Genomic DNA, 24,801 nt, shown 5'->3' on the forward strand with positions numbered 1-24,801 from the left:
TAGGCTCGTCGTCGTGCCGCTTCCCGCAGATCCCAGCCCCACCCTGAAGGACTACGCCCACCCGGAGCGCCTGGTCACCGCCGACTGGCTGTCGGCGCACCTCGGCACCCCCGGGCTGGCCATCGTGGAGTCCGACGAAGACGTGTTGCTCTATGACATCGGCCATATCCCGGGCGCGGTCAAGATCGACTGGCACACCGATCTCAACGATCCGCAGGTGCGCGACTACGTCACCGGCGCGCAATTCGCCGAGCTGATGAACCGCAAGGGCATCTCCCGCGACGACACCGTCGTCATCTACGGCGACAAGAGCAACTGGTGGGCCGCCTACGCACTGTGGGTCTTCACCCTCTTCGGCCACCAGGATGTCCGGCTGCTCAACGGCGGCCGGGACCTGTGGATCTCCGATGGCCGCGACACCACCCTCGACGTCCCCACCAAGGCCGGTTCCGGCTACCCGGTGGTCGAACGCAACGATGCCGCGATCCGCGCCTACAAGGACGATGTGCTTGCGTCCCTGGGCCATTCGACGCTGATCGACGTGCGCTCTCCTCAGGAGTACACCGGCGAACGCACCCACATGCCGGACTATCCCGAAGAGGGCGCATTGCGTGGCGGCCACATCCCGACCGCCGTGTCGGTGCCGTGGGCCAAGGCCGCCGAGGACAGCGGCCGCTTCCGCAAACGCGCCGAACTCGAGGATGTGTATTCGTTCGCCACCGCGGCTCCGAACATCCCGATCATCGCCTACTGCCGCATCGGCGAGCGGTCCAGCCACACCTGGTTCGTGCTCACATACCTGTTGGGCATCCCCGGCGTTCGCAATTACGACGGGTCGTGGACCGAGTGGGGCAACACCGTACGAGTGCCGATCGTGGCCGGTGCTGAACCAGGATCAGCGCCCGGGGCATCGTGAGCATGCCCGCTGCGCTCGCCGAGGTCGTGTCCGACTTCGCCGACGTGCAGGGCCAGGACAAGCTCAAGCTGCTGCTGGAGTTTGCCGACGACCTTCCTGATCTGCCCGCCGACCTCGAAGAGGCGGCCATGGAACCGGTGCCGGAGTGCCAGTCGCCGCTGTTCCTGCATGTCGACGCCTCCGACACCGAGCACGTCCGGCTGTTCTTCAGCGCCCCCGCCGAGGCGCCGACCACTCGAGGCTTCGCGTCGATCCTGGCGGCGGGCCTCGACGGCCAGCCGAAGGACGACATTCTGGCCGTGCCCGACGATTTCTACTCCGAGCTGGGTTTGGCCGCGTTGATCAGTCCACTTCGGCTGCGCGGAATGTCGGCGATGCTGGCCAGGATCAAACGCCGTCTGCGTGCGACGACGTAGAGCAGGGCGGGTCCAGCGCGGTGGTGGGCCACATCCCAGGCTCGCCGGGCCGCGCGGCCGGGTGGATTCGGCGACGCCCGTCTCTATGTCGATTGCGTCACAACGATTTTTCGGGCTGATCGACGGAGCCGGCTCGAGCTGGCCGCGCACTGTCGAGGTGATCCATGTCGACGCTGAGCTCCAAGGCGTAGTCGACAGCTGGCGAACCACCGTCGGCACGACGCCGCCCGTCAACGCCAACTTCATCTCCGGGCTCAGCATCACGGTCTGGTACCACGACAACGTGCGCGACCGTCGTTTACTGCGCAAAGCCGCCGAGGTGATCGGCACAGATCCGATCGGATTGCTCGCCGGATGCTGAACTTACTCATTGGTAGGGGTACCAGCTGGTTCGTGTCTAAGCAGCGACGCTTACACTGCCGTGCGAACCTATTTTTAAAGAACGTTCTTAGAGTCACGCAAAGCAGGAGGCGCGGTGCCCAGTCAGACCATCTCCAAAGTCCTCGTCGCCAACCGTGGTGAAATCGCGGTCCGGGTGATCCGGGCGGCCCGGGATGCAGGACTGGCCAGCGTGGCGGTCTACGCCGAGCCCGACGCCGACGCACCGCACGTGCGGCTCGCCGACGAGGCGTTCGCGCTGGGCGGCCAGACGTCCGCGGAGTCCTATCTGGACTTCGCCAAGATCCTCGACGCCGCGGCCAAGTCCGGCGCCAACGCCATCCACCCCGGGTACGGCTTCTTGAGCGAGAACGCCGACTTCGCCCAGGCCGTGCTCGACGCCGGTCTGATCTGGATCGGCCCGAGCCCGCAGTCCATCCGCGATCTCGGCGACAAGGTCACCGCCCGTCATATCGCGGCCCGCGCCCAGGCGCCGCTGGTGCCCGGCACCCCCGACCCGGTCAAGGACGCCGACGAGGTGGTCGCCTTCGCCAAGGAGTACGGCGTGCCGGTGGCCATCAAGGCGGCATTCGGTGGCGGCGGCCGCGGCATGAAGGTGGCCCGCACCATCGAGGAGATCCCCGAGCTGTTCGAGTCGGCCACCCGCGAGGCGATCGCGGCGTTCGGCCGCGGCGAGTGCTTCGTCGAGCGCTACCTGGACAAGCCGCGCCACGTCGAGGCTCAGGTCATCGCCGACACCCACGGCAATGTCATCGTCGCCGGTACCCGTGACTGCTCGCTGCAGCGCCGCTTCCAGAAGCTCGTGGAAGAAGCGCCGGCACCATTTCTCACCGACGCGCAGCGCAAGGAGATCCACGAGTCGGCCAAGCGCATCTGCAAGGAGGCCGGCTACTACGGCGCCGGAACCGTCGAGTACCTGGTCGGCCAGGACGGGCTGATCTCCTTCCTCGAGGTCAACACCCGCCTGCAGGTGGAACACCCGGTCACCGAGGAGACCGCGGGCATCGACCTGGTGCTGCAGCAGTTCAAGATCGCCAACGGCGAGAAGCTCGACCTCACCGAGGACCCGACTCCCCGCGGCCACGCGATCGAGTTCCGGATCAACGGCGAGGACGCCGGCCGCGGCTTCCTGCCCGCACCCGGGCCTGTCACCCGCTACGACATCCCCACCGGCCCCGGCGTGCGCCTGGACTCGGGCGTCGAGGCCGGTTCGGTGATCGGCGGCCAGTTCGACTCGATGCTGTCCAAGCTGATCGTGTACGGCGCCACCCGCGAGGAGGCGCTGGCGCGGTCCCGTCGTGCGCTCGACGAATTCCACGTCGAAGGTCTGGCCACGGTCATCCCGTTCCACCGTGCGGTGGTCAGCGATCCGGCGTTCATCGGTGACGGCGACGGATTCACCGTCCACACCCGCTGGATCGAGACCGAGTGGGACAACACCGTCGAGCCGTTCACCGGCGGCGGTCCGGTCGACGAAGAAGAACCTCAGCAGCGCCAGAAGGTGGTCGTCGAGGTCGGCGGCCGTCGGGTCGAGGTCTCGTTGCCCGGTGACCTGGCGTTGGGCAACGGCGGCGGCCACGCCGAGTCCGGCGCCATCCGCAAGAAGCCGAAGGCACGCAAGCGCGGCTCCCAGGCCGGCGCCGCCGCCTCGGGTGACGCGGTGACCGCGCCGATGCAGGGCACCGTGGTCAAGGTCGCCGTCGAAGAAGGCCAGACGGTCGCCACCGGTGATCTGGTCGTGGTACTCGAGGCCATGAAGATGGAGAACCCGGTGACCGCGCACAAGGACGGTGTCATCACCGGCCTGGCCGTCGAGCCGGGTGCCGCGATCACCCAGGGCACCGTGCTGGCGGAGATCAAGTAAGGCGCTCGCCGCTGACATGGATCCCGTCGAAATCAACGCGGGCGCTTGGTATTTGCGTGCGCTGAGAGCCGACTCCAGGATCGACGACCGCCCCGCGCTCGCCGACCTGGGCGAGACCGATCCGGAGTACGTGACGAGAAGTCTTGCCGGGTGGACGCAGGACCGGGTGTATTCCTGGGCGGTCTGCGAGCCGACCACCGGTGAACTGCTCGGCGAAGTGGTCCTCGACGTCGGCACCGGGATGATCCAGCCGCGGGCTCGCCCCGGTCATGCCGAAGCGACCCAGACCGCAGCCGATTCGGTGCGCCGCTTCGCCCAGTCGATCGGCAGCGGTTAGCGCTCGTCGATGTCGCGCCCGGTGGCGAGGTCGGCACAGTCGACCGCCACCACATCGGTGCGGGCCGCCAGGAACCGCCGTGCGCCCTCGTCGCCGTCCAGCGTGGCCCGCAATGCCGGCCAGTGCTCGCGGGCGATGACGACCGGATGGCCGGGCCGCCCGCCGTAGGTGGCCCGGGCCAGACCGGACGGCGACTCGTACGCGGCCCCGAGCACCCGAGCGACGACGTCCGCGCCGATGTCTGGGGTGTCGACGGTGAGGATCACCGCGTAATCGGCGTCCGATAGCGCCGCCAGTCCGGTGCGCAGGGAAACCCCCATCCCGCGCTGCCACTCGTCGGCGACCACCGCACGGGCGTGCGCCGGAACGTCGACAATCGCCGCGCCCAACACAACCACCACGTCACCGCAGCCGCCGCCGGCCAGCGCCCCGACCGCGGAACGCAGCCATTCACCCTGGGCGGCAAGCACTTTCGGCATGCCGTAGCGGGTACCCGCACCGGCCGCCAGCAGGACGCCGGCCGATCGGCCTTGTTTGGACATGTACACAGTGTGACGGCAACTGAAGAGGTTGATGAGAACCCGCGTCATCGCTGGTCGCTGGTCCGACAAGAGGCGTAGAGTTCAAGCCAGGTTGAGTTCACAGCCGCGCGGAAAAACGTCAAAGACGTGCGAGGCAAGCAAACTCCCGCACTACACGGGCTTACCCACTCTGGCGCGATCCACAGTACGAATATTCGTTCGCTGATGGAGTCACTATGTCTGTCTTCAGTACAGATCAATCCGAGCGTTCGGCTGTGTCGCATTCACATGATTGCCACACCGCTCGCTTCACTACTATCTGGCCCGACGAGACCGTCGGGATCATCACCGTCCAGGGCGAGCTCGACGCGTCCAATGCCATCGCCTTCGCCGACCACGTCGACGCATGCGCACGCGTTGGCGACCGTCTGGTCCTGGACCTGAGCCCGCTCAGCTTCTTCGGAACCGCGGGATTCTCGGCGCTGCACACCATCAACGTCCGCTGCGCCAACGCTTCGGCACGTTGGGTGATGGTGACCGGGGACGCGGTGTCGCGGCTGTTGCGGGTCTGCGATCCCGACCACACGCTGCCGGTGGCCGACTCCGTGCGGGAGGCCGTCGAACTGCTCGACGGCGAACCCCGCCGGCTACTCCAACTGGTCCCGGAGCCGAGTTAGCGACTTCGCGAGCAGGCGCGAGACGTGCATCTGTGAGATGCCGACGCGCTCGGCGATCTGAGTCTGGGTGAGCGACTCGAAGAACCGGAGCAACAGGACGGTGCGTTCCCGCTCGGGCAACTGCGCGAGCAGCGGACGCAACGCCTCCCGGTTCTCGATCTGATCCAGGCTCAAATCGACGTCACCCAAGGTGTCGACGATCGCCGGCGCGTCCTCGTCGCTGCCGCTGCCGCCGCTGTCGATCGACAGGGTGTTGTACGAACTGCCCGCGACCAGACCCTCGACGACCTCTTCGCGCTCCATGCCGAGTTCTTCGGCGAGTTCGGAGGCGGTCGGTGCGCGCCCCAGCCGCTGGGACAGTTCCGAGGTCGCCGCGCCGAGTCGCAGGTGCAGTTCCTTGAGCCGGCGAGGCACCTTGACCGACCAGCTGTTGTCCCGGAAGTGGCGTCGGACCTCACCCATGATGGTGGGGACCGCGAATGACACGAAGTCCGAACCGGTCTCGACGTCGTAGCGGATGACCGCGTTCACAAGGCCGACGCGGGCTACCTGAACGAGGTCGTCTCGGGGTTCGCCGCGGCCGTCGAAGCGGCGGGCGATGTGGTCGGCCAGCGGCAGGCAGCGCTCGACGATGCGATCGCGCTGGCGCTGGAACTGGGCGGAGTCAGGATCCACCTTCGCCAACTCCCGGAACATGTCCGGAACGTCGGCGTACTCCGAGTTCGTCCGCCTGGGCGAACTATCCGTAGCTCGGGAATTCACCGCCCGGAGCCCGCCCGCCTCGTGGTCAGGGTGATACCGAACACCTGCCCGTCACTACTGGACTCGTGACCGTTGTGGAATGTCTGCACATCGTCGGTCAGCGAGCTCAGCACGTGCCAGCTGAAGCTACCGGGGGTGACCACATCGTTGGTATCGCATGTCGTCGACGCTTCCACCACCACCACGTCGTCGTGCGCATCGACGACGACGACGAGCGTGGCATCGGGCGATGCTGAACGAATCAACCGGGTGCAGGCCTCGTCGACGGCCAGCCGCAAATCCGCGACGGCGTCGAAATCCAGGTCCTCGAACGTGCCGACCGCGCCGACCACGGTGCGCAGCACGGCCAAGTTCTCCAACTTGGCCGCAACCCTCAATTCGACAGCGCTCTCCCCTCGCTGGTGCGCGCCGCCCTGGCTCTCGCCGTCCGTCATCTGGCCTCCTGGCAATGTCGACCCGACACTACTCCAGCCCACAGGCGTGCTAACCACGGTCGTGTGATGACCGAGTCGGCCGGGTAATAGGTGCGCATGAGGCCGGAAGCGAGCGCAACACAACCCAGGAAGTCGTCGTCATGGTGGCACCCTCGTACCCACCCGGCACCCCAGTTCAAACCTGCGCGCCGCAAATTCTGGTTCGTCGAGCGATGAGACTCCGGCGCAGCTCCGTCGACGGACCGGGTCTCCGTCGTGTTCGCCGAGGCAAGGGTTTCTCCTACTACACCCCCGACGGCGAATTGCTGACCGACGAGAAGACGGTCCAGCGGATCAAGGACCTGGTGATACCGCCGGCCTGGCGCAAGGTGTGGATCTCGCCCCATCCCAGCGGCCACATCCAGGCCGTCGGCACCGATGCGGCAGGCCGACGCCAGTACCTCTACCACCAGAAGTGGCAGGAGGAGCGCAGCGAGGAGAAGTTCGATCGGGTACTGCAGATGTCGTCTGGACTGCCCGAGTTTCGTTCGCGGATCGCCGAGGATCTGCACGGCGAGGGCCTTTCGAAAGACCGGGTGCTGGCGTTGGCTCTGCATCTGCTCGACCGCGGGTATTTCCGTGCCGGCGGCGAGGCCTACGCCGAGGAGAACAACTCCTACGGCATCGCCACGCTGCTGTGCGAGCACGTGACGGTCAAGGGCGGCGCGGTGGTGTTCGACTATCCGGCCAAGAGCGGGGTCCAGCGAAACTGGACCATCGAGGACCCCGATGTGGTGGGCATCGTTCGCGAGTTGCGCCGCTGCAGCCCCAGCGGCCGCCTGCTGGTGTGCCAGACCGACTCCGGCTGGCTGGACATCCACTCCGATGACCTCAACGCGAAATTCAAGGAACACCTCGGCGAGGACCACAGCGTCAAGGACCTGCGGACCTGGCACGGAACCGTGCTCGCCGCAGCGGCTTTCGTCGATGCCGACCCGCCGGTCAACAAGACGGTACGCAAGCGTGTGGAGGCCGCCGTGATGCGCGAGGTGTCCGACGAACTCGGCAACACCCCCGCCGTTGCCCGCAGCTCCTACGTCGACCCGCGGGTGGTCACCGCCTACGAGAACGGAACGACGATCGCCGCCGCAGCGCGCCGGGCCGGTAAGGAGCGCAACGCCGACCGCGGGCAGGCCATCCTCGAGAAGGCCACCGCGCGGATGATCAGGCGGGTTGCCAAGCGCCGCTGACGGTGGCTGCGGCGCGGACATATCGCAATGTGCAACGGGGCCAACGAATTTCAGGTCGGGAATCCGGCGCAGCGCGGCTGCACATCGCCGGAGGGCGGTTGCCCGTCAAGCGTTGAGCCGCAATCGGTTAGCGCGACAGATCGCGGGTGGCCGGGCCCTCCAGCACGGTCCCGTCCGGTCCGAATCGCGAACCGTGCAACGGGCAGTCCCACGACTTCTCCGCGTCGTTCCACGACAGCACACCGCCGAGATGGGTGCACACCGGCGAGACGCACCTCTCGTCTCCGCCGACCACGCTGCGGGCCACCATGTTCCACGGCGGTCCACTAACCGAACCGGCCCCCTCGCGCAGCGGGGTATTTCGGCGGGCGATCGGTGTCACCCACCCGGCAGCCATCTGCCAACCGACCTCGAGGTTGTTCTTCAGCGCCGTGGTGAGACCCGTGAGCTCGTGCGGGCTCCAGCTGGCAAAGGCCGGCGCCCAGCGCGCCTGGTCTCCACCGAGCAGACGCTTGGCCAGTAACAGTGCCGCGGCCACGCCATTGGTCATCCCCCACTTCGCGAACCCCGTCGCCACCAGGAAGTGGTCGCTGCCGGGAAGCAGCGGCCCGACGTAGGGCAGTTCGTCGACAGGGACGTAGTCCTGGGCCGACCAGTAGTGGGTGGGTTGCGCGCCGGGAAAGTGTCGCCTGGTCCAGCCGACGAGTTCGTCGTAAGAGGTCCGCGCGCTGTCCTTGCGCCCGACGGTGTGCCCGCCGCCGCCGACGATCAGCCTTTCACCAGCGGCAGTCGGGGCGTAGCGCACCGACCGGGTGGGCTTGTCGACAGAGAGCATCATCGGCCGCGGAAGTGACCCGGGCACGTCGAAGGCCACGCAGTAGGAGCGGCTCGGGTGCAGCCGGGCGAAGAAGCCGCCGCGATCCAGGATGGGCGTGCCGGTTGCCAACACACACTGGTCGGCGTGGGCGACGTGCTCACGGCCCTGCGCACTGCGCAGCTTCAGGCTCACCCGCCCGTCCGAAGTGGACGCCGCATAGACGCGGTGACCGGTCATCAGTCGACCGCCGCGTTCCTGCAATTCGGTGATCAGCGCGCCCAGAAAGGGCATCGGGTCGAACTGAATCTGTTCGGCCAATCGGACGCCGCCACGGAACTCGAACGGCACGTCCAGCTGATCCACCCAGCTCACGCCGAGACCCGCGGCCTCGGCAGCCTCGAATTCCGCACGGGCGGTGGGAAGTCCACGCTCGAATTGCGCATAGCTGTAGGCGTCTTCGCGCTGTAGATCGATGCCGTGGTCTGTGCAGTAGTGCTCCAGCCAGGCCTGGCCTTCCCGGTTGCCTTCCACATACTGGCGAACCAGCTCGATCGAGTGGCGTTGCGCGATCGTCGAAAGCCGGCTGCCCTGCAACAAACTGACTTTGGCAGTGGTGTTGCCGGTGGCAACTGCACCCGCGGTGCGCGCCTCCACCACGAGGACCCGCTTCCCGGCCCGGGCCAGCAGGACTGCGACCACCAACCCGGTGATACCCGCCCCGACCACGACGACCTCAACGTTCGGAGCGTCTTTTGTTGCGTCACCGTCAATTTGGGGTTGGTCGACGCCGGCGCCATCGAGCCACAGAGATGTCATGACAAGCCGATACCCGCCGCTGGCTGGCCGAAACCGCAGCGGCGCAAGGAGGTAAATTGATTCGAATGATCGAGCGCGACCCAATCCCCGACGACGTCCCAGTCTCCGATGCCATCGAGCAAATCCAGCCTGCGACGCAATCCGCCGACTTGGAGAGCCTCGACATCGATGAGAGGGTGCCGCTCGACGACGGCCCACCACCTCTGGAGAGCAACGAATTGGATTGGCAGGAACAACGCCAGGTCGTCGAGGATCCGGACCCTGACGAGATCCGCTAGTCAGGGCAATGTTTGACCCAGCGGGGGCTCTGGGTACAAGTTCCACCGGGGAACAGCAACCTCAGCAAAGGGGGTAGGAAATGTCGAGCGCCTCTGCGGCGAGATCGGATGTCGACGACATCCGTTTTTTTCGGCCAAGTCGGTCCTGCGCCTATGAAGGCTGGACCGTCGCTGAGCTCAAGAAAAGGGCCAAGCAACTTGGGATTTCAGGCTATTCGGGCCTGAGCAAGGAAAAGTTGATCTCGCTCATCCGCAGTTATTGACGCCTGAGATACAAAGGTCCAGCCCACGTGGCTGGGCCTTTCTCGTCTCAACCTTGCAACGCTGCCGCCACCGTGAGCATCAGCAGGACCACACCCGCACCATGCCACGCGGCATCCCGGCGCACATGACCGCGCCTGAAAGCCCACGCTGTCGCAATGAGCAGCACGAGCGGGGCGCTGAGGCCCAGCGCGGTGGCCGGAACCGGACCACATGCCGCGGCGTCGGCGCCGGTACCGCCGGTGCAGGTCGACATCCACATCACACCGAGTGCCGCAGCGATGAATCCCGCTCCGGCAGCCACAATCGCGAAGCGAAGTGCCGCCAGCACTTCCGCCGACGCCGGCCGCGCAGACTGCATGTTTGCTTTTTGCCCGATGCGCCCCGGGGGTAAACCTGGCCGGATTGTGCGCTCAGTGGCCGGACAACTCCCACACGCTCGCCGACATCCGGTCGGTCATCGTGGTCACGGCGACCTGGCCCCCATCATCGCCCTGACAGGCCATCGCCTGGACGATGGCATTGTTGCGCAGGCGTGCCTCCGCGTAGCAGGTCCAGTCGAACGGAATTCCGATCTGCTGCTTGTTCCATCGCACGGTGTCGGCACTGATGTCGGGCACGGTGAACTTCCAGGCGGCGTCTCCGCCGCTGCTCAGCGCGCGCTGACCGTCGCAGGCCTTTGCATTCTTGGTTCCGGTGGCGAATTGCGCCGCCGCCGAGGCGCCGTCGGCGTAGATCGCGACAGCTTCGGCCACGACGTGGTCGTGTTTGTCGCCATCGGTGAACAGCATGACGTGCAGGCCAACCGAATTCTCGCCGAGGAATGCCGCCATCCCGGCCGCGTCGAGCGCCGAGCACGCGGGGACGGCCGAGGATCCGGGAATGGGCCGCGTCTGGTCGGCGTCGGTTTGCAGCTTCACCCCGATGATGTCGTGCAGCTGCGCCGGGCCGATCAGCACCTGGTCGGTGTCCCCTGCACGCAGCGGCGTGATGCCGTGAGCGGGATTGGACACGGCGCTGCCGGCGACGGTCTGCGCGCACCCGGCGACCAGCACCGCCGAAGCGCCGAGAATCGCAGCCAGCCGCACGCTTCAGAATGCTAGACCGCCGCGCGCAATACCTCTCCCAGGGCGGCCAGCGCGCGGTCGATCTCACTGCGCGACACGGTCAGGGCCGGGCGGAACCGCACACTGTCTCCGCCGCTGCCGAGCATGATGACGCCGCGCTTCCACAGTGCGGCCAGCACCGCGTCCCGACGCTCGGGACTGGGAAGACTGAACGCGCACATCAATCCGCGGCCGCGCACATCGCCGACCTCCGGCAGCTGCCGGGCGAGGTCCTCGAGTCCGGCGAGCAGGTAGGCACCCATGTCGGCGGACCGCGCGAACAGCGCGTCGGCTTCGATGACCTCCAGGATCCGCCGCGAACGGACCATGTCGACGAGGTTGCCGCCCCAGGTCGAGTTGATCCGGGAGCTGACGGCGAAGACGTTGTCGGTGACGTCGTCGACCCGTCGGCCGGCCATGATCCCGCACACCTGGGTCTTCTTGCCGAACGCGACGACGTCGGGGGTGAAGCCGAGCTGTTGGTAGGCCCACGCGGTGCCGGTGATGCCACACCCGGTCTGCACTTCATCGGCGATCATCAGCGCGTCGTAGTCGTCACACAGGCGGCGCATCGCGGCGAAGAATTGCGGCCGGAAGTGCCGGTCGCCGCCCTCGCCCTGGATCGGTTCGACGATGAAGCAGGCGATGTCGTGCGGATGCGCCTCGAATGCCGCGCGGGCCTGTGCGACGGACTCAGCCTCCAGCGCATCCATGTCCCGACCATCCAGGCCGGAGCGCAGATACGGGGCGTCGATGCGCGGCCAGTCGAACTTGGGAAAGCGCGCCACCTTGACCGGGTCGGTGTTGGTCAGCGACAGGGTGTAGCCGCTGCGACCGTGAAAGGCGCCCCGCAGATGCAGCACTCGGGTTCCGAGCGCGGGATCGATCCCGCGCGCCTCGTTGTGCCGGCTTTTCCAGTCGAACGCCACCTTGAGCGCGTTCTCCACCGCCAGCGCGCCGCCGTCGACGAAGAAGAGGTGCGGCAGCGCGGGATCGCCCAGCACCCGGGAGAAGGTGTCGACGAAGCGCGCCATCGGGACGGTGTAGACGTCGGAGTTGGACGGCTTGTTGATCGCGGCCCGCGCCAGTTCGGCGCGAAACGCCGCGTCGTCGGCCAGTGCGGGGTGATTCATACCCAGCGCTGACGACGCGAAGAACGTGAACATGTCGAGGTATTCGGTGCCGTTGCGGGCATCGACGAGCCACGACCCCGACGACCGGTCCAGGTCCAGGACGAGGTCCAGGCCGTCGGCCAGGATGCTGCGTTCCAGAATCGTACGGACATTTCCGGGGTCGACGACGTCGAGGTCATCGCGCGACAAGAGTTCCGTCATGAAGCGATACTAACGCAATTTTTACGCTTTCAGCGCGCCGAACCGGAACTAAACCGGTAGTGAGACCCGATGACTGTAAAATGTGTTTAGAATGACGGTGCTTCGGGTGCGTACGTTCGCGGCGGTACGGATCTGTTGCAGCAGGACCTCCAGCGCGGGTGGCGACGCGACGCGCACGAACAGGACGTAGCTCTCCTCGCCGGCCACCGAATGGCACGCCTCGATTTCGGCGATGTGTTCCAGCCGCGCGGGGGCATCATCTGGTTGGGAAGGATCGAGAGGGGTGATCGCCACGAACGCCGACAGCATGGGCCCGAACGCGTCGGGATTCACCCGCGCGCTGTACCCGGTGACCACCCCCCGGGACTCCAGACGACGCACCCGCGACTGGACCGCGGACACCGACAGGCCGGTGGCCGCGGCCAGCTCCGCCAGCGTGGCCCTGCCATCGGCGACGAGTTCACGAACCAGCGTGCGATCGATCTCGTCGAGACCGTGTGTCGCGTCCGCGCTCTCCGCCATGGCCGCACACTATCGCAGCGGTGGTGTTTCGTGAGCAATGTCGAAATCTGGCAGCTGCGAGCACGGTTCGCCGCGGCACTGTCGGCGATGTACGGGGCCGAAGTCCCTGCCTACACAACGCTGGTCGAGGTCAGCGAAGCCGTCAACGGCGATTATGCCGCCGGGCATCCGCACGCCGAGCGGCTCGGATCCATCGAGCGTGTCACCGCGGAACGCCACGGCGCGATCCGCGTCGGTACCCCGGCCGAATTGACCGATGTGGCAGAGCTTTTCGGGGCATTCGGGATGTATCCGGTGGGTTTCTACGATCTGCGCGAGGCGGCATCACCCGTCCCGGTGGTGTCCACTGCATTTCGCCCGGTGGATGCTTCCGAACTGGCGCGCAACCCGTTTCGGGTGTTCACCTCGATGCTGGCGACCCGCGACGGCCGGTTCTTCGATGCCGACCTGCGCCGCCGCGTCGACGAATTCCTGGACCGGCGCCAACTGTTCGATCCGCAGCTGATCGCCGATGCCCGCCGTATCGCGGCCGCCGGCGGTTGTCCGGAGGCTGCGGCCGAGGATTTCGTGGCACGCGCGGTGGCCGCGTTCGCGCTGTCGCGCGAGCCGGTCGACCGGGCCTGGTATGCCGAACTGACCGCCGTCTCGGCCGTCGCCGCCGACATCGCCGGGGTGCCCACCACCCACATCAACCATCTGACGCCGCGGGTGCTCGACATCGACGATCTGTACCGCCGGATGAGCGAGCGCGGGATCGCGATGATCGACGCCATTCAGGGACCGCCACGCTGGGACGGCCCCGCAGTGCTGTTGCGGCAGACCTCGTTTCGCGCGCTGGCCGAGCCGCGCCGTTTCCGCGAACCCGACGGCGGCGTCACCGAGGGCACGCTGCGGGTGCGCTTCGGGGAGGTGGAGGCCCGCGGTGTCGCCCTGACCCGCAAAGGCCGTGAACGGTATGACGCCGCGATGGCGCACTCGGACCCGGCCGCGGTCTGGGCCGACCACTTTCCCCCCACCGACGACGAGATGGCCTCTGCGGGCCTGGCCTACTACCACCGCGGGGATCCGGACGCCCCGGTGGTCTACGAGGACTTCCTGCCGGCCTCGGCCGCCGGGATCTTCCGCTCCAATCTCGACGCCGATACCGAAGCCGCCTCGGTGGCAGACGAATCCGGTTACGACATCGACTGGCTGGCCGGCACGATCGACCGCCACATCCACGACCCCTACGACCTTTACGACGCGACCGCCCAGGAGGCCCCCGCATGAGCACCACGACCACCGCCACGTCACTGCCCACCGCCGAGGATCTGCGCGCATCCGTGCGCGCCGCCTTTGACGCCATCGGTGCGCAGGTCGACCTCACCGAGCCGGGCGGACCCGGCCTGCCGGCGAGCACGCCGGTGACCGGCGAGGTCTTGTTCACTATCGCCGAGACCACACCCGATCAGACTCGGACCGCGATCACCGCTGCGGCGCAAGCATTTACGACATGGCGCACCACACCCGCCCCGGTTCGCGGCCAGCTGGTGGCCCGGCTGGGCGAGCTGCTGCGCGAGCACAAGGCGGACCTGGCCACCCTGGTGACCGTCGAGGCCGGAAAGATCACCTCCGAAGCCCTCGGCGAGGTCCAGGAGATGATCGACATCTGCGACTTCGCCGTCGGCCTGTCCCGTCAGCTGTACGGGCGGACCATCGCGTCCGAACGCCCGGGGCACCGGCTGATGGAGAACTGGCATCCACTCGGCGTGGTCGGGGTGATCACCGCGTTCAACTTCCCGGTCGCGGTGTGGGCGTGGAATACCGCGGTGGCGCTGGTGTGCGGCGACACCGTGGTGTGGAAGCCCTCAGAGCTCACCCCGCTGACGGCGATCGCCTGCCAGGCGCTCATCGAGCGGGCCGCCACCGATAGTGGAGCGCCGGTGGCGCTGAGCCGGCTGGTGCTCGGTGGCCGCGAGGTCGGCGAGGCACTGGTCGACGATCCCCGGGTGGCCCTGGTGTCGGCGACCGGCTCGGTGCGGATGGGCAAGCAGGTCGGTCCGCGGGTCGCCGAACGCTTCGGCCGGGTGCTGTTGGAACTCGGCGGCAACAACGCCGCCGTCGTAACCCCTTCCGCCGATCTGGATTTGGCGGTGCGAGGCATCGTGTTCTCCGCGGCCGGCACTGCCGGACAACGGTGCACGACGTTGCGCCGGCTCATCGCGCACACCTCGGTGGCCGACACCCTCGTCGAGCGGATCACGGCCGCCTATCGCAGCCTTCCGATCGGTGACCCGTCCGCCGAGGGAACACTCGTCGGACCGCTGATCCACGAGACCGCCTACCGCGACATGGTCCGCGCGCTGGAGCAGGCTCGCGCCGACGGCGGCGAGGTCATCGGCGGCGAGCGGGTGCACGTCGGCGGTGAGGCAACGGAGGCTTTCTACGTCACACCGGCGGTGGTGCGGATGCCCGCCCAGACCGAGATCGTGCACAACGAGACGTTCGCGCCGATCCTCTACGTGCTGACGTACGACAACCTCGACGAGGCGATCGAGCTCAACAATGCTGTCCCACAAGGACTCTCGTCCGCGATCTTCACCACCGACGTCCGCGAGGCCGAACGCTTCCTGGCGGCCGACGGGTCGGACTGCGGGATCGCCAACGTCAACATCGGAACCTCGGGCGCCGAGATCGGCGGGGCGTTCGGCGGCGAGAAGCAGACCGGCGGCGGTCGCGAGTCGGGATCGGATTCGTGGAAGGCCTACATGCGCCGCGCCACGAACACCGTCAACTACTCCTCGGAGCTACCCCTGGCCCAGGGCGTGCACTTCGGCTAACCGCCCAGCAGGCCGAGCAGCTCGCTGCGGCCGATCTGGTTGACCAGAGTGGCGGCGTCGAAGTAGATCCGCTCGTTGGTGATGCGGTCGCCGTCGAAGGAGAACACCGCGATCACGGGAACCCGGAAGGCCTTGCCCGTCGGCGGCAGCCCGTAGAACTCGCCGAGATTCGTTCCCAGTAGGTCGAACTCCACGATCACGCTGTCGTCGGTGACGTGGAAGCTGGCGTTCTCGTGGCGCTGGTCGGGGAACGCGGTGCGCGTGGTGCGGTAGTACGTCATCACTTCGTCGTCGCCGTCGAAGACCTGTTTGGTCGGGATGATCTCGTAGCGCGGGTGTCCGTTGAAGGTTGCCAGGGTGCGGTCGAACTCCTTCGTCACCTCGGTGTCCATGTGTTCTTTGATGACGTCGAGCCGACGCCGACGCATATCCATGATCATTCCTTCATCGAGATCGACGTTTCGTACACATCTACCCGCACTTTCGCTGCGATACGTCGGTTTGGGCGCAAGTCGGAAAACCTGTTGTACACGTGCCAACTAGGATGTCCGCATGCCGGAATCACCCGCCCGCCGCCGTCTGTCTCCCGAGGACCGGCGCAGCGAACTCCTCGCATTGGGCGCCGAGGTGTTCGGTCAGCGCCCGTACGACGAGGTCCGCATCGACGAGATCGCCGAGCGCGCCGGGGTCTCGCGGGCGCTGATGTATCACTACTTTCCCGACAAGCGCGCGTTCTTCGCCGCGGTGGTTCGGGCCGAGACCGAGCGACTGTTCGAGGCCACCAACACCCTGGCCGCCCAGGGCGAGACCCTCTTCGAGCGGTTGCGGGCCGGCGTCGTGGCCTACATACGCTACGACGAGCAGCATCCGCACGGCGCGTGGGCGGCGTACATCGGCATGGGACGCACCGACCCGGTCCTGCGCGGCATCGACGACACCGACAACGAGCGGCAGATGCAGCGGATCATGGCCGCGATCACCGACGTGGTCCAGGGCGACCTGGACTCCAAGGTCGAGCGTGACCTGCGGGCGATCGTCTACGCGTGGCTGGCGTTCACCTTCGAACTGTGCCGCCAGCGTGTCCTCGACCCCTCGATCGACGCCGACAATCTCGCGGATTCCGGGGCCCACGCGCTGCTCGACGCCATCGTGCGGGTGCCGGGTATCCCGGCGGCGCTGGCCGACGCGGCCGACCGCCGCTGATTCAGCGCACTCCTGCGAAGAACGCCCGGACATCGTCGACGAAGAGCTCGGGTTGCTCGAAGGCACCGAAGTGACCGCCCCGCGGCATGTCGGTCCAGCGGGTGATGTTGTAGGTGTTCTCACACCAGCTGCGCGGGGGTCGCATGATCTCCTTCGGGAACCGCGCAATCCCGGTGGGCACCTCGACTCGGCCCTGCGCACCGAAGGACCGGAAGCTCTCCCAGTACAGCCGGGCTGACGACGCCGCGGCGTTGTTCACCCAGTACAGCGTCACGTTGTCGAGGATTTCGTCTCTGGTGAGTGCGTTCTCGGGATGCCCGTCGCAGTCCGTCCACGCCCAGAACTTCTCGACGATCCACGCCAGCTGACCGACGGGCGAATCCGCCAACCCGTAGCCGAGCGTCTGCGGGCGGGTGGACTGCTGCTTGGAGTAGCCGGAATCCCACTTGGCGTAATACTCCCCCGCCGCCAGTGCGTCCTTCTCCTCGTCGGTGGGGTTGGTCAGCGCGCCGCTCGGGAAGGCCATCGGCATGTTGGTGTGGATGGCGATGCAGTTTCCCCCGTTGCGGCCGATCTGCGTGGTCACCGCCGCACCCCAGTCGCCGCCCTGCGCGACGTAGCTCTGATAGCCCAACTTCGCCATCAGCGCGTCCCACGTCGTGGCGATCTTCTCGATACCCCAGCCGGTCGTCGTCGGCTTGCCCGAAAACCCGTAGCCCGGCAGGGACGGGCACACCACATGGAAGTCCTCGGTCAGCGGCTCGATCACTTTGGCGAATTCGACCACTGAGCCGGGCCAGCCGTGCGTGATGATCAGCGGGAGCGCATCGGGATTCGACGACCGCTGATGGATGAAATGCAGGTCCAGCCCGTCGATTTCGGTGATGTAGTGATCGAACCGGTTGAGCGCTGCCTCCCGCCGGCGCCAGTCGTAGTCTTCGGCCCAGTAGCCGGCCAGCTCGCGGGTGTAGGCCAGCGGAATGCCCTGGCTCCAGTCGTCGACGCATTCCTTCTCGGGCCACCGGGTGCGCTTCAGCCGGTCTCGCAGGTCCGCCAGGACGTCGTCGGATACCGCGATCTCAAAGGGCCGGACATCGGTCATAGGGCGGCACTCCTATCGGTTGGCTGAATATTAACCAGCAGGAGCCCGCGCCGGTCTAGTGTCTGCGCTCATGCGGTTGGTGGTCGATCTCAACAAGTGCCAGGGCTACGCGCAGTGTGTGCCGCTGGCGCCTGAGGTTCTCGAGCTGGTCGGGGAAGAGGCCTTGGCCTACGACCCCAACCCGGACGATTCGCAACGCCAGCGGGTGTTGCGGGCGGCGGCATCATGCCCGGTTCAGGCGATCATCCTCGAAGTGGATCCGCCCGCCGATCGCGAGACGCCATGATCGGTACCTACAACCTGGACGAGGTGGTCGCGAAGTTCCGGGCCGAGGGCCGCATCGCGATCGTGGGCGCCTCGCTGGCGGGACTGCGCGCGGCAGAGGCGTTGCGGGAGAGAGGGTTCAACGGTTCACTGACCATCGTCGGCGATGAGCCCCACGAACCCTACGATCGGCCGCCGCTGTCGAAGCAGGTACTCAAGGGCTGGGTTCCGGCCGACCACACCAAGCTGCCGCGACTGCGCCGGGTGGACGCCGACTGGAAGCTGGGCGTCGCGGCGGTCGGCTTGGACCGGCCCAACCACGTGGTCAAACTCGGCAACGGCGAGGACGTCGGCTACGACCGGCTGTTGATCGCGACCGGAACCCGGGCGCGACCCTGGCCCAACCCCGCCGAAGGCGCCCTGCGGGGGGTGTTCACCGTGCGCACCGTGGAGGATGCCGCCGGTCTGGCCGCCGCGTTGAAGGACCGCCCCAAGCGGGTTTTGATTGTCGGCTCGGGTTTCGTCGGATCCGAAATCGCCTCGGTCTGCCGTGATCTCGGCCTACCTGTCACGGTGGCCGAGCGGGGCAAAGGCCCGCTGCGGGGTGCACTCGGCGGAGTCATCAGCGACATCGCCGCCGGCATGATGCGCGACGCCGGCGTCGACCTGCGCACCGGCGTCGCGGTGGAGGGCCTGTCCGGCGATAGCACCGGAAGGGTCCGCCTCGCCCATTTGTCGGATGGCACCGACATCGAAGTCGACGTGGTGGTGGCATCGCTCGGCTCGATCCGCAACGTGGAGTGGCTCGACGGGGCGGGCCTGGCCGCCGGTCAGTGGGGGCTGGCGTGTGACGCCGGGTGCCGGGCCTTCGACATCAACGGCGTCGTGACCGACCACATCTTCGTCGCCGGCGACGTCGCCCGCGCCCCGCATGTGCTCTACGGCTACGAGTTCCTGTCCCAGGAGCATTGGGACAACGCCGTCTACGGCGCGGAAGTGGCTGCCAACAACATGATTCACCTCGAGGTCGGCCGCCGTCCGCACTTGCCGCTGCCGTCGTTCTGGTCGGGCCAGTTCGGGGTGAACATCAAAAGCGTCGGGGTGTGCTCGTTCGGCGACGAGATCGTGTTCACCCAGGGTTCGCCGTCGGATCGCCGGTTCGCTGCCGCCTACGGCAAGCGCGGCCGGATCGTCGGCGCGGTCACCTTCAACCACGGCAAATGGTTGCCCTACTACGCCTCGCTGATCGAGAAGTCGGCGCCGTTCCCTCCCCCGCCGCCCGGGTACGACCGGCCGGTGGACGCCGAACCGATGCCGGCCCGCTTCCCCGATCCCCGTGAGCCCGCAGGCAATCCCGATGTGGTGCTGACCGGACATGACCCCACCGAGCGCAGCGCCCAGTTCCGTCCGCGGGCGTAAGGAGACCGTCATGGATGCCGCAACCGCCTGGGCCGAGGCGATGAAATTCGAGAACCGTGCCAACCCGTACCCGTACTTCGAGGAACTGCGCCAGAATCCCGTGGCCAAGGTGTCCGAGAAGACCTACGTGGTGACCGGCTATGCCGAAGCCGTTGCGCTGGCGCATGATCCGCGGGTCAGCTCCGACATCAGCCGCAGTCCGTCGGGCCTGTTCGGCGAGAAGCAGGCCCACCTCGAGCCGCAGGAGGCCGCGCAGGCGGGAGATTCCAGCATGCTGGTTGCCGACCCACCCCGGCATGACAGGATGCGCAGGCAGTTCATGCGCCACTTCGGCCCGCCGCACACCCCGGACCTGATCCCGAGCATGGAGACGATGGTCGCCGATCTGGCCAACGAACTGCTGGACAAAGTGAAGGCACGCGGCGGCACGAGGATGGACGTCGTCGACGACTTCTCCTACCCGATCCCGGTGTCGGTGATCTTCCGGGTGTTGGGTGTCCCGATGGCCGACGAACCCAAGTTCCACGGTTGGGTAACCGATTTCATGCAAGGCGCCGACGTCGGCCCGGAGCGCGATACCGAGGAAGGCCGTGCGGCGACGGCGAAAGCCGCGGCAAGCATGGCCGAACTGAACTCCTACGTCCATGACCTGGTCGAGCACCTGTCCCGTGAACCGGCGCCGGGACTGCTGTCGGCCGCTCTGCACGACGACGGCCCGGACGGTCCGGTCTCCACAGCCGAAGCGGAATCCAACGCGCAGCTGCTCCTGGTCGCAGGCCACGACTCCACCGTCAACACCATCAGCAACTGCGTGATGACGCTGCTGCGCAATCAGGGCTCATGGGAATTGGTGCGCAACAATCCTGAGCTGATCCCGGGCACCGTCGAGGAGGTGCAACGCCTCCAGGGAGCTGTGCAGTTCTTCCCGAGCCGCTGGACCACCGCCGACATCGAAATCGGCGGAACGCGAATTCCGGCCGGGTCAGCGGTGTTCCTGGTGTGGGCGGCAGCCAACCGCGATCCGCGCCGCTTCGCCCACCCGGACCGGTTCGATCCGACGCGTAAGGACAACGAGCACCTCGGCTTCGGCAGCGGCATTCACACGTGTTTCGGCGGACCGCTGGCGCGGCTGGAGATCAACGTGGCGTTGGAGATCTTTCTCAAGCGGGTCCGATCACCGCGGCTCGTTGTCGACCCGCCGCCCTACCGGCGGAATCAGGTGTTCCGCGGGCCTCGGCATCTATGGGTGGATTTCGCGTCGATCGACGAGTGACGCCGTTAGGCTTGTGGGCGTGCGCTTGTCGTGGCCGTTAGTTGGCCGCACCGGGCAGATGCGATCCATCGAGTCAGCGATTGCGGCGCCGGGGGTGGCGGGCGTTGTCGTGTCCGGCCGGGCGGGGGTCGGGAAAAGCCGGATCGCCAGGGAGGCGCTGAGCGTCGCTGAGGCGCAGGGTGTCCAGGGCCGCTGGGTGGTGGGCGCCTCCTCGGCCCGGTCCATTCCGCTGGGTGCGTTCGCCGCGTGGACCCGCAGCGGCGCCTCGGAGACCGTTCAGCTGGTCCGCGGTGTGATCGAGTCATTGGCTGCCACACCGTCGTCCGCACGCGTGGTCGTGGCCGTGGATGATGCGCAGCTACTTGATGATCTGTCGATCTTCGTCCTCCATCAGCTCGTGCAGCGCAGCGCCGCGAAGGTCATCCTGACCGTTCGTGATGACGAGCCGGTTCCGGCTGCACTGCAGGAGATTTCGGCGACCGGCCGGTTCGAGCGGATCGCAGTTGCGCCGTTGTCACTCGATGACACCGCCACACTGCTCGCCGCCGCCCTGAACGGACCCGTGGAACACTTGTGCGCACAAAGGATTTGGCAGCTGACGCACGGCAATCCGCTGTACCTGCGCAACATCGTCGAGCAGGAGGTCGCCGACGGGCGGCTCGCACGTCACCGCGACACCTGGGTGTGGGCCGGCGATCCGGTCCTGCCGCCCGACCTGATCGGCTTGGTCGAATCCCGGATCGGCACATTGCCGGACGCGGTCGGCGAGGTGATCGACCTGCTGGCCGTTGCCGAACCGATGGAGTTGCCCGTCCTGGCGCGCATCGCCGATCCGGCGGCGATCGAGGAGGCCGAAACCCGCGGCCTGATCTCGTTGGAGGCGAGCGGAAGCAGTGTGCATGCCCGAGTGGCCCATCCGATCTATGGCGAAGTTCGTCGCCGCCGGGCATCGGTCACCCGGCTACGCCGATTGCGCGGGCTGGTCGCCGCCGAACTCGCCCGCTCCACCGACGCCGACGATGTCCGGATGGTGGTGAAGCGGGCCACCTTGAGCATCGAATCCGATCTCACACCCGACGCGGATCTTCTGGTGCGTGCCGCCCACGGTGCTGTCTGGCTGGCCGACCTGTCGCTCGCCGATCGGCTTGCCGCGGCAGCGGTCGCCGCCGGCGCGGGACCCGAACCCAACTTCGTGCGCGCGCATGCGCTTTCGTGGCTGTCGCGCGGCGCGGAAGCCGACGCTGTGTTGACTGAGATGGCTGCCGGCGATCTGACCGACATCGACCGGGCCAGGCTCGCGTTCCACCGGGCCAGCAACATGCTGTGGGCGCTCGGCGATCCGGCGCGGGCCATCGAGATCGTGGACCAGCAGTCCGATGTCGACTCTGCGGAGGCGCACACCTACCTCGATGCGTTCCGCGTCGTGCACCGGTTCGCCACCGATGACCCCAAGTCCGCACGAGAGGCCGCGCGTCCGCTCGTCCTCGGTGATCTGCCGCCGGTTGTCGGCGCCGAGATCGCCTGGGCGTCGACGGTCGTGTCGGGTGAGGCCGGCCAGGTCACCGAAGCCGAGGCCCACGCCGAGTCGGGATATCAGGCGGCGACGCGCCGATTCGATGCACCGCAGATGCGCTTCAACATCGCGGACGCCCATCTCACGGCGCTGCTGCTTGCCGGGCGGATCTCCGATGCCGGCGAGGTCGCCGACGACGTCGGCAGGCAAGCCGCGGATCTGCCGGGGGATGCTCAGCTACTCGCAGCTGGGGTCGCCGGACGGGCCGCGCTGGGCGCCGGAAACGTCGACGTCGCCTGCCGGCTACTGGGGCAGGCCGCGCTGGGCTTGTCGGCCGCCGGCCACGGCATGGGCTGGGGATATCGATACAACGTCGTGCGGGTGACCGCACTCGCGTTGCACGGCGACGCCACTGAGGCGGCCGCGCTGCTCGCCGCACTCGACACCATCCGCCGCCCCTTCCGATCGCTGGACTACGAGGTGAGCCTGGCTCGCGCCTGGGTGGCCGCAAACCAGGGTGCCGTCAGCGAGGCGATCGCGATAGCCGCCGCTGCAGCCGAAAGAGCCTGCGCGAAAGGCCAGTTCGGAGCCGAGGTGCTCTGCCGGCAGACCGTCACCCAGTTCGGCGACCGTACCAGCGCGGACCGGTTGACCGAGCTGGCGGCGATCGTCGACGGTCCCCGAGCCGCTGCGGTGGCCCGCTTCGCCGCGGCGTTGCGCGGGGGTGATGCCCGCGAGCTCACCGCGGTCTCGGCGGCCTTCGAGGGTCTGGGTGATCTGGTCGCGGCAGCCGACTCGTCAGCCCACGCCACGCTGATACACCGACGTCACGATCAGCGCGGATCCGCATTGAATTGTTCGACTCGGGTCGCGGCCTTGGCGCAACGATGCGGTGGATTGGTCACCCCCGCTGTCCGGGAAGCCGCCGAACGGCTGCCGTTCACCGGACGCGAGCGGGAGATCGTCATGCTGGTCGGACAGCGCTTGTCCAACCGCGCGATCGCCGAGCGTCTGCACCTGTCGGTGCGCACCGTCGAAAGTCACGTCCATCGGGCGATGGCCAAGACCGGGACCAAGACCCGGGATGAGCTGGCCGCACTCCTGCGGTGACCTGATTGCAGTAGTGAACTACTGCAGCCCCGTGCGTGTCCCCGGACGATGATCGTCCTACCGGCCAGCACTGCTCGGCGAGTGACTCCGGCCTGCGGCGGGGACAGGCCGGAGTCACTTCGTCCGTCGGGAGAAGGGAGCGCCATGACTGCCGGCATCACGCCGTGGATGTTGTCCGCGAAGTCGGCGTCCGCGTTGGGCGGCACGGCGGCAGCGCTGCAGCGGATGCTCGACGATGAACCAGACACCGACCCGACCGACATCGCGTACGCCTTGGGCAGCCGCACGCCGCTTCGGCACCGTGCGGTGATCGTCGGAGCAGGCCGCGGCGAACTGCTGGCCGGGTTGAGGGCAATCGCGTCCGGCACGCCGTCACCACGTGTCATCACCGGCAGAGCCACCCGCGCCGGAAGAACGGTATTCGTCTTTCCCGGGCAGGGATCGCTGCGAGCGGGCATGGCGAATGAATTGCTCGACACCGCAGAGGCTTTCGCCGAGCAGATGCGACGATGCGACGACGCGTTCGGCGAGTTCCTCGACTGGTCATTGATCAAGACTCTGCGCGGTGCACCCGGCTCACCCGGCCTGGACCGCGACGACGTCGCACAACCAGTACTGTTCGCGGTGATGGTGTCCCTGGCGGCACAGTGGCGTGCGTTGGGCATCGAACCCGACGCCGTCGTCGGGCATTCACAAGGCGAGGTCGCGGCGGCGTATGTCGCCGGGGCTCTCTCCCTGCGGGACGCCGCACGGGTGCTCTGCGCACAGTGCCAGGCCATCACCGGCATTGAGGGATCGGGCAGCACAGTGTTCATCCCCGAGCCCGTCGACCAGGTCTGTGAGTTGATCGGACCATGGGACGGTTCCATTGCGATCGCCGAGCGCAACAGCCCGTCCTCCACGGTCGTCGCGGGAAGTGCGGTCGCCATCGCCGACCTGGTTGCCCGCTGCGAGCGTGACCACCTGCCGGTCAAGCGAATCCCCCTCCCCTACGCCTCGCATTCAGTCCACATGGAAGAGCTGCGCGAACGCCTGCGCCGGCAGCTCGCCGATGTCCGGCCCAGACCCGCCACGATCACCTTCATATCGACGGTCACCGGGGCCGCCGCCGGTGCCGCGGTACTCGACGGGGACTATTGGTTTGCCAATCTGCGCCAACCGGTGTTGTTCGAAGATGCCGTGCGCTGGGCGTACGGGCGGGGCCACCGCACGTTCATCGAATGCAGCCCGGAACGGGCGCTGTCGGCTGACATCGAGGAATCCTTGGATGACTGCGGTGACGACGCCACCGTGGTGGGCACCCTTCGGCGCGATGACAGCAGCATGCGCCGTTTCCTGATGTCGTTGGCAGAGGCCCACGTTCGTGGTACATCACCGAATTGGACACGTGTGCTGGGTGCCTGGTAGTC

26 protein-coding genes are annotated in these 24,801 nt (G+C 67.3%); 16 read left to right on the top strand and 10 right to left on the bottom strand.

The features are described 5' to 3' along the window. Positions 1-13: 13 nt before the first annotated feature. From D3H54_RS22000 to D3H54_RS22020, 5 genes are all read left to right on the top strand, one after another. On the top strand, positions 14-916 hold the full coding sequence (locus D3H54_RS22000) for a sulfurtransferase (RefSeq protein ID WP_149381156.1): 903 nt from the start codon (positions 14-16) through the stop codon (positions 914-916). Positions 917-918: 2 nt separating this feature from the next. Next, positions 919-1,332, top strand: a complete 414-nt coding sequence (locus D3H54_RS22005; RefSeq protein WP_168214942.1) for a SufE family protein — start codon at positions 919-921, stop codon at positions 1,330-1,332. Positions 1,333-1,417: 85 nt separating this feature from the next. Further along, on the top strand, positions 1,418-1,693 hold the full coding sequence (locus D3H54_RS22010) for a hypothetical protein (RefSeq protein ID WP_149381160.1): 276 nt from the start codon (positions 1,418-1,420) through the stop codon (positions 1,691-1,693). 114 nt (positions 1,694-1,807) lie between these two features. Then, positions 1,808-3,595 carry an acetyl/propionyl/methylcrotonyl-CoA carboxylase subunit alpha gene (locus D3H54_RS22015; protein WP_149381162.1) on the top strand — a complete coding sequence of 596 codons (1,788 nt, stop codon included), beginning with the start codon at positions 1,808-1,810 and terminating at the stop codon, positions 3,593-3,595. A gap of 16 nt (positions 3,596-3,611) precedes the next feature. Continuing rightward, complete coding sequence (locus tag D3H54_RS22020) at positions 3,612-3,932, top strand: hypothetical protein (protein ID WP_149381164.1); 321 nt, start codon at positions 3,612-3,614, stop codon at positions 3,930-3,932. Here D3H54_RS22020 and D3H54_RS22025 read toward each other — a convergent pair. Next, a complete protein-coding gene (locus tag D3H54_RS22025) occupies positions 3,929-4,474 on the bottom strand; it encodes a nucleotidyltransferase family protein (protein ID WP_149381166.1) in 546 nt (181 codons plus the stop codon). The two genes, D3H54_RS22020 and D3H54_RS22025, sit on opposite strands and share 4 nt — an antisense overlap. Positions 4,475-4,728: 254 nt before the next feature. Here D3H54_RS22025 and D3H54_RS22030 point away from each other — a divergent pair, with 254 nt between their 5' ends. After that, positions 4,729-5,130 carry an STAS domain-containing protein gene (locus D3H54_RS22030; protein ID WP_286198967.1) on the top strand — a complete coding sequence of 134 codons (402 nt, stop codon included), beginning with the start codon at positions 4,729-4,731 and terminating at the stop codon, positions 5,128-5,130. Here D3H54_RS22030 and D3H54_RS22035 read toward each other — a convergent pair. Beyond that, on the bottom strand, positions 5,101-5,826 hold the full coding sequence (locus D3H54_RS22035) for an RNA polymerase sigma factor SigF (protein WP_036340373.1): 726 nt from the start codon (positions 5,824-5,826) through the stop codon (positions 5,101-5,103). The two genes, D3H54_RS22030 and D3H54_RS22035, sit on opposite strands and share 30 nt — an antisense overlap. Positions 5,827-5,888: 62 nt before the next feature. Next, positions 5,889-6,326: an ATP-binding protein gene (locus tag D3H54_RS22040; RefSeq protein ID WP_115316720.1), complete on the bottom strand. Its 438-nt coding sequence runs from the start codon at positions 6,324-6,326 to the stop codon at positions 5,889-5,891. 212 nt (positions 6,327-6,538) lie between these two features. Between D3H54_RS22040 and D3H54_RS22045 the strand changes: the two genes are divergently transcribed. Continuing rightward, positions 6,539-7,555 (top strand): DNA topoisomerase IB, encoded by a 1,017-nt coding sequence (locus D3H54_RS22045; RefSeq protein WP_149381170.1) that lies wholly within the window; start codon positions 6,539-6,541, stop codon positions 7,553-7,555. Positions 7,556-7,682: 127 nt separating this feature from the next. Here D3H54_RS22045 and D3H54_RS22050 read toward each other — a convergent pair whose 3' ends face one another. Continuing rightward, positions 7,683-9,188: an FAD-dependent oxidoreductase gene (locus D3H54_RS22050; protein ID WP_149381172.1), complete on the bottom strand. Its 1,506-nt coding sequence runs from the start codon at positions 9,186-9,188 to the stop codon at positions 7,683-7,685. A gap of 65 nt (positions 9,189-9,253) precedes the next feature. Between D3H54_RS22050 and D3H54_RS22055 the strand changes: the two genes are divergently transcribed. Further along, positions 9,254-9,466: a hypothetical protein gene (locus tag D3H54_RS22055; RefSeq protein WP_149381174.1), complete on the top strand. Its 213-nt coding sequence runs from the start codon at positions 9,254-9,256 to the stop codon at positions 9,464-9,466. Between the two features lie 310 nt (positions 9,467-9,776). Here the strand turns inward: D3H54_RS22055 and D3H54_RS22065 are convergent, their stop codons facing one another. From D3H54_RS22065 to D3H54_RS22080, 4 genes are read right to left on the bottom strand one after another with little or no spacing between them, the layout of a single operon-like run. Continuing rightward, positions 9,777-10,088 carry a hypothetical protein gene (locus D3H54_RS22065; RefSeq protein WP_149381176.1) on the bottom strand — a complete coding sequence of 104 codons (312 nt, stop codon included), beginning with the start codon at positions 10,086-10,088 and terminating at the stop codon, positions 9,777-9,779. 52 nt (positions 10,089-10,140) lie between these two features. Continuing rightward, on the bottom strand, positions 10,141-10,815 hold the full coding sequence (locus tag D3H54_RS22070) for a sensor domain-containing protein (RefSeq protein ID WP_149381178.1): 675 nt from the start codon (positions 10,813-10,815) through the stop codon (positions 10,141-10,143). 11 nt (positions 10,816-10,826) lie between these two features. Then, positions 10,827-12,167: an L-lysine 6-transaminase gene (lat, locus tag D3H54_RS22075; protein WP_149381180.1), complete on the bottom strand. Its 1,341-nt coding sequence runs from the start codon at positions 12,165-12,167 to the stop codon at positions 10,827-10,829. A gap of 48 nt (positions 12,168-12,215) precedes the next feature. After that, positions 12,216-12,689 (bottom strand): Lrp/AsnC family transcriptional regulator, encoded by a 474-nt coding sequence (locus D3H54_RS22080; RefSeq protein ID WP_149381182.1) that lies wholly within the window; start codon positions 12,687-12,689, stop codon positions 12,216-12,218. A gap of 30 nt (positions 12,690-12,719) precedes the next feature. On the opposite strand from D3H54_RS22080, the gene hglS reads away from it, so the two are divergent. Together hglS and amaB are read left to right on the top strand one after the other, a co-directional pair. Further along, the gene (gene hglS, locus D3H54_RS22085; RefSeq protein ID WP_149381185.1) at positions 12,720-13,958 is read left to right on the top strand and encodes a 2-oxoadipate dioxygenase/decarboxylase; all 1,239 of its coding nucleotides are present in this window, start codon (positions 12,720-12,722) and stop codon (positions 13,956-13,958) included. Beyond that, a complete protein-coding gene (amaB, locus tag D3H54_RS22090) occupies positions 13,955-15,508 on the top strand; it encodes an L-piperidine-6-carboxylate dehydrogenase (protein WP_149381186.1) in 1,554 nt (517 codons plus the stop codon). Before hglS ends, amaB begins: the two co-directional genes overlap by 4 nt. Here the strand turns inward: amaB and D3H54_RS22095 are convergent. After that, positions 15,505-15,948, bottom strand: a complete 444-nt coding sequence (locus tag D3H54_RS22095) for an ester cyclase (protein WP_149381187.1) — start codon at positions 15,946-15,948, stop codon at positions 15,505-15,507. The two genes, amaB and D3H54_RS22095, sit on opposite strands and share 4 nt — an antisense overlap. Before the next feature lie 112 nt (positions 15,949-16,060). Between D3H54_RS22095 and D3H54_RS22100 the strand changes: the two genes are divergently transcribed. Then, positions 16,061-16,711 (top strand): TetR/AcrR family transcriptional regulator, encoded by a 651-nt coding sequence (locus D3H54_RS22100; RefSeq protein ID WP_149381189.1) that lies wholly within the window; start codon positions 16,061-16,063, stop codon positions 16,709-16,711. Between the two features lies 1 nt (position 16,712). On the opposite strand, the gene D3H54_RS22105 is transcribed toward D3H54_RS22100, so the two are convergent. Next, complete coding sequence (locus tag D3H54_RS22105) at positions 16,713-17,813, bottom strand: epoxide hydrolase family protein (protein ID WP_149381191.1); 1,101 nt, start codon at positions 17,811-17,813, stop codon at positions 16,713-16,715. A 70-nt stretch (positions 17,814-17,883) separates the two neighbouring features. On the opposite strand from D3H54_RS22105, the gene D3H54_RS22110 reads away from it, so the two are divergent. The 5 genes from D3H54_RS22110 (at position 17,884) to D3H54_RS22130 (ending at position 24,799) form a co-directional block, all read left to right on the top strand. After that, positions 17,884-18,099, top strand: coding sequence for a ferredoxin (locus D3H54_RS22110; protein WP_083121535.1), 216 nt, complete (start codon positions 17,884-17,886; stop codon positions 18,097-18,099). Then, entirely contained in the window at positions 18,096-19,496 is a 1,401-nt protein-coding gene (locus tag D3H54_RS22115) for an NAD(P)/FAD-dependent oxidoreductase (protein WP_149381193.1), read from the top strand. The genes D3H54_RS22110 and D3H54_RS22115 overlap by 4 nt, the downstream gene beginning before the upstream one ends. Before the next feature lie 10 nt (positions 19,497-19,506). Beyond that, positions 19,507-20,769, top strand: coding sequence for a cytochrome P450 (locus D3H54_RS22120; RefSeq protein WP_149381195.1), 1,263 nt, complete (start codon positions 19,507-19,509; stop codon positions 20,767-20,769). Between the two features lie 19 nt (positions 20,770-20,788). Continuing rightward, a complete protein-coding gene (locus tag D3H54_RS22125) occupies positions 20,789-23,392 on the top strand; it encodes a helix-turn-helix transcriptional regulator (protein ID WP_149381197.1) in 2,604 nt (867 codons plus the stop codon). 144 nt (positions 23,393-23,536) lie between these two features. Then, positions 23,537-24,799, top strand: coding sequence for an acyltransferase domain-containing protein (locus D3H54_RS22130; protein ID WP_168214943.1), 1,263 nt, complete (start codon positions 23,537-23,539; stop codon positions 24,797-24,799). The last annotated feature ends 2 nt before the right edge of the window (positions 24,800-24,801 follow it).

The sequence above is a fragment of the Mycobacterium sp. ELW1 genome (genome assembly GCF_008329905.1).
In the GTDB taxonomy this organism is placed as follows: Bacteria; Actinomycetota; Actinomycetes; order Mycobacteriales; family Mycobacteriaceae; genus Mycobacterium.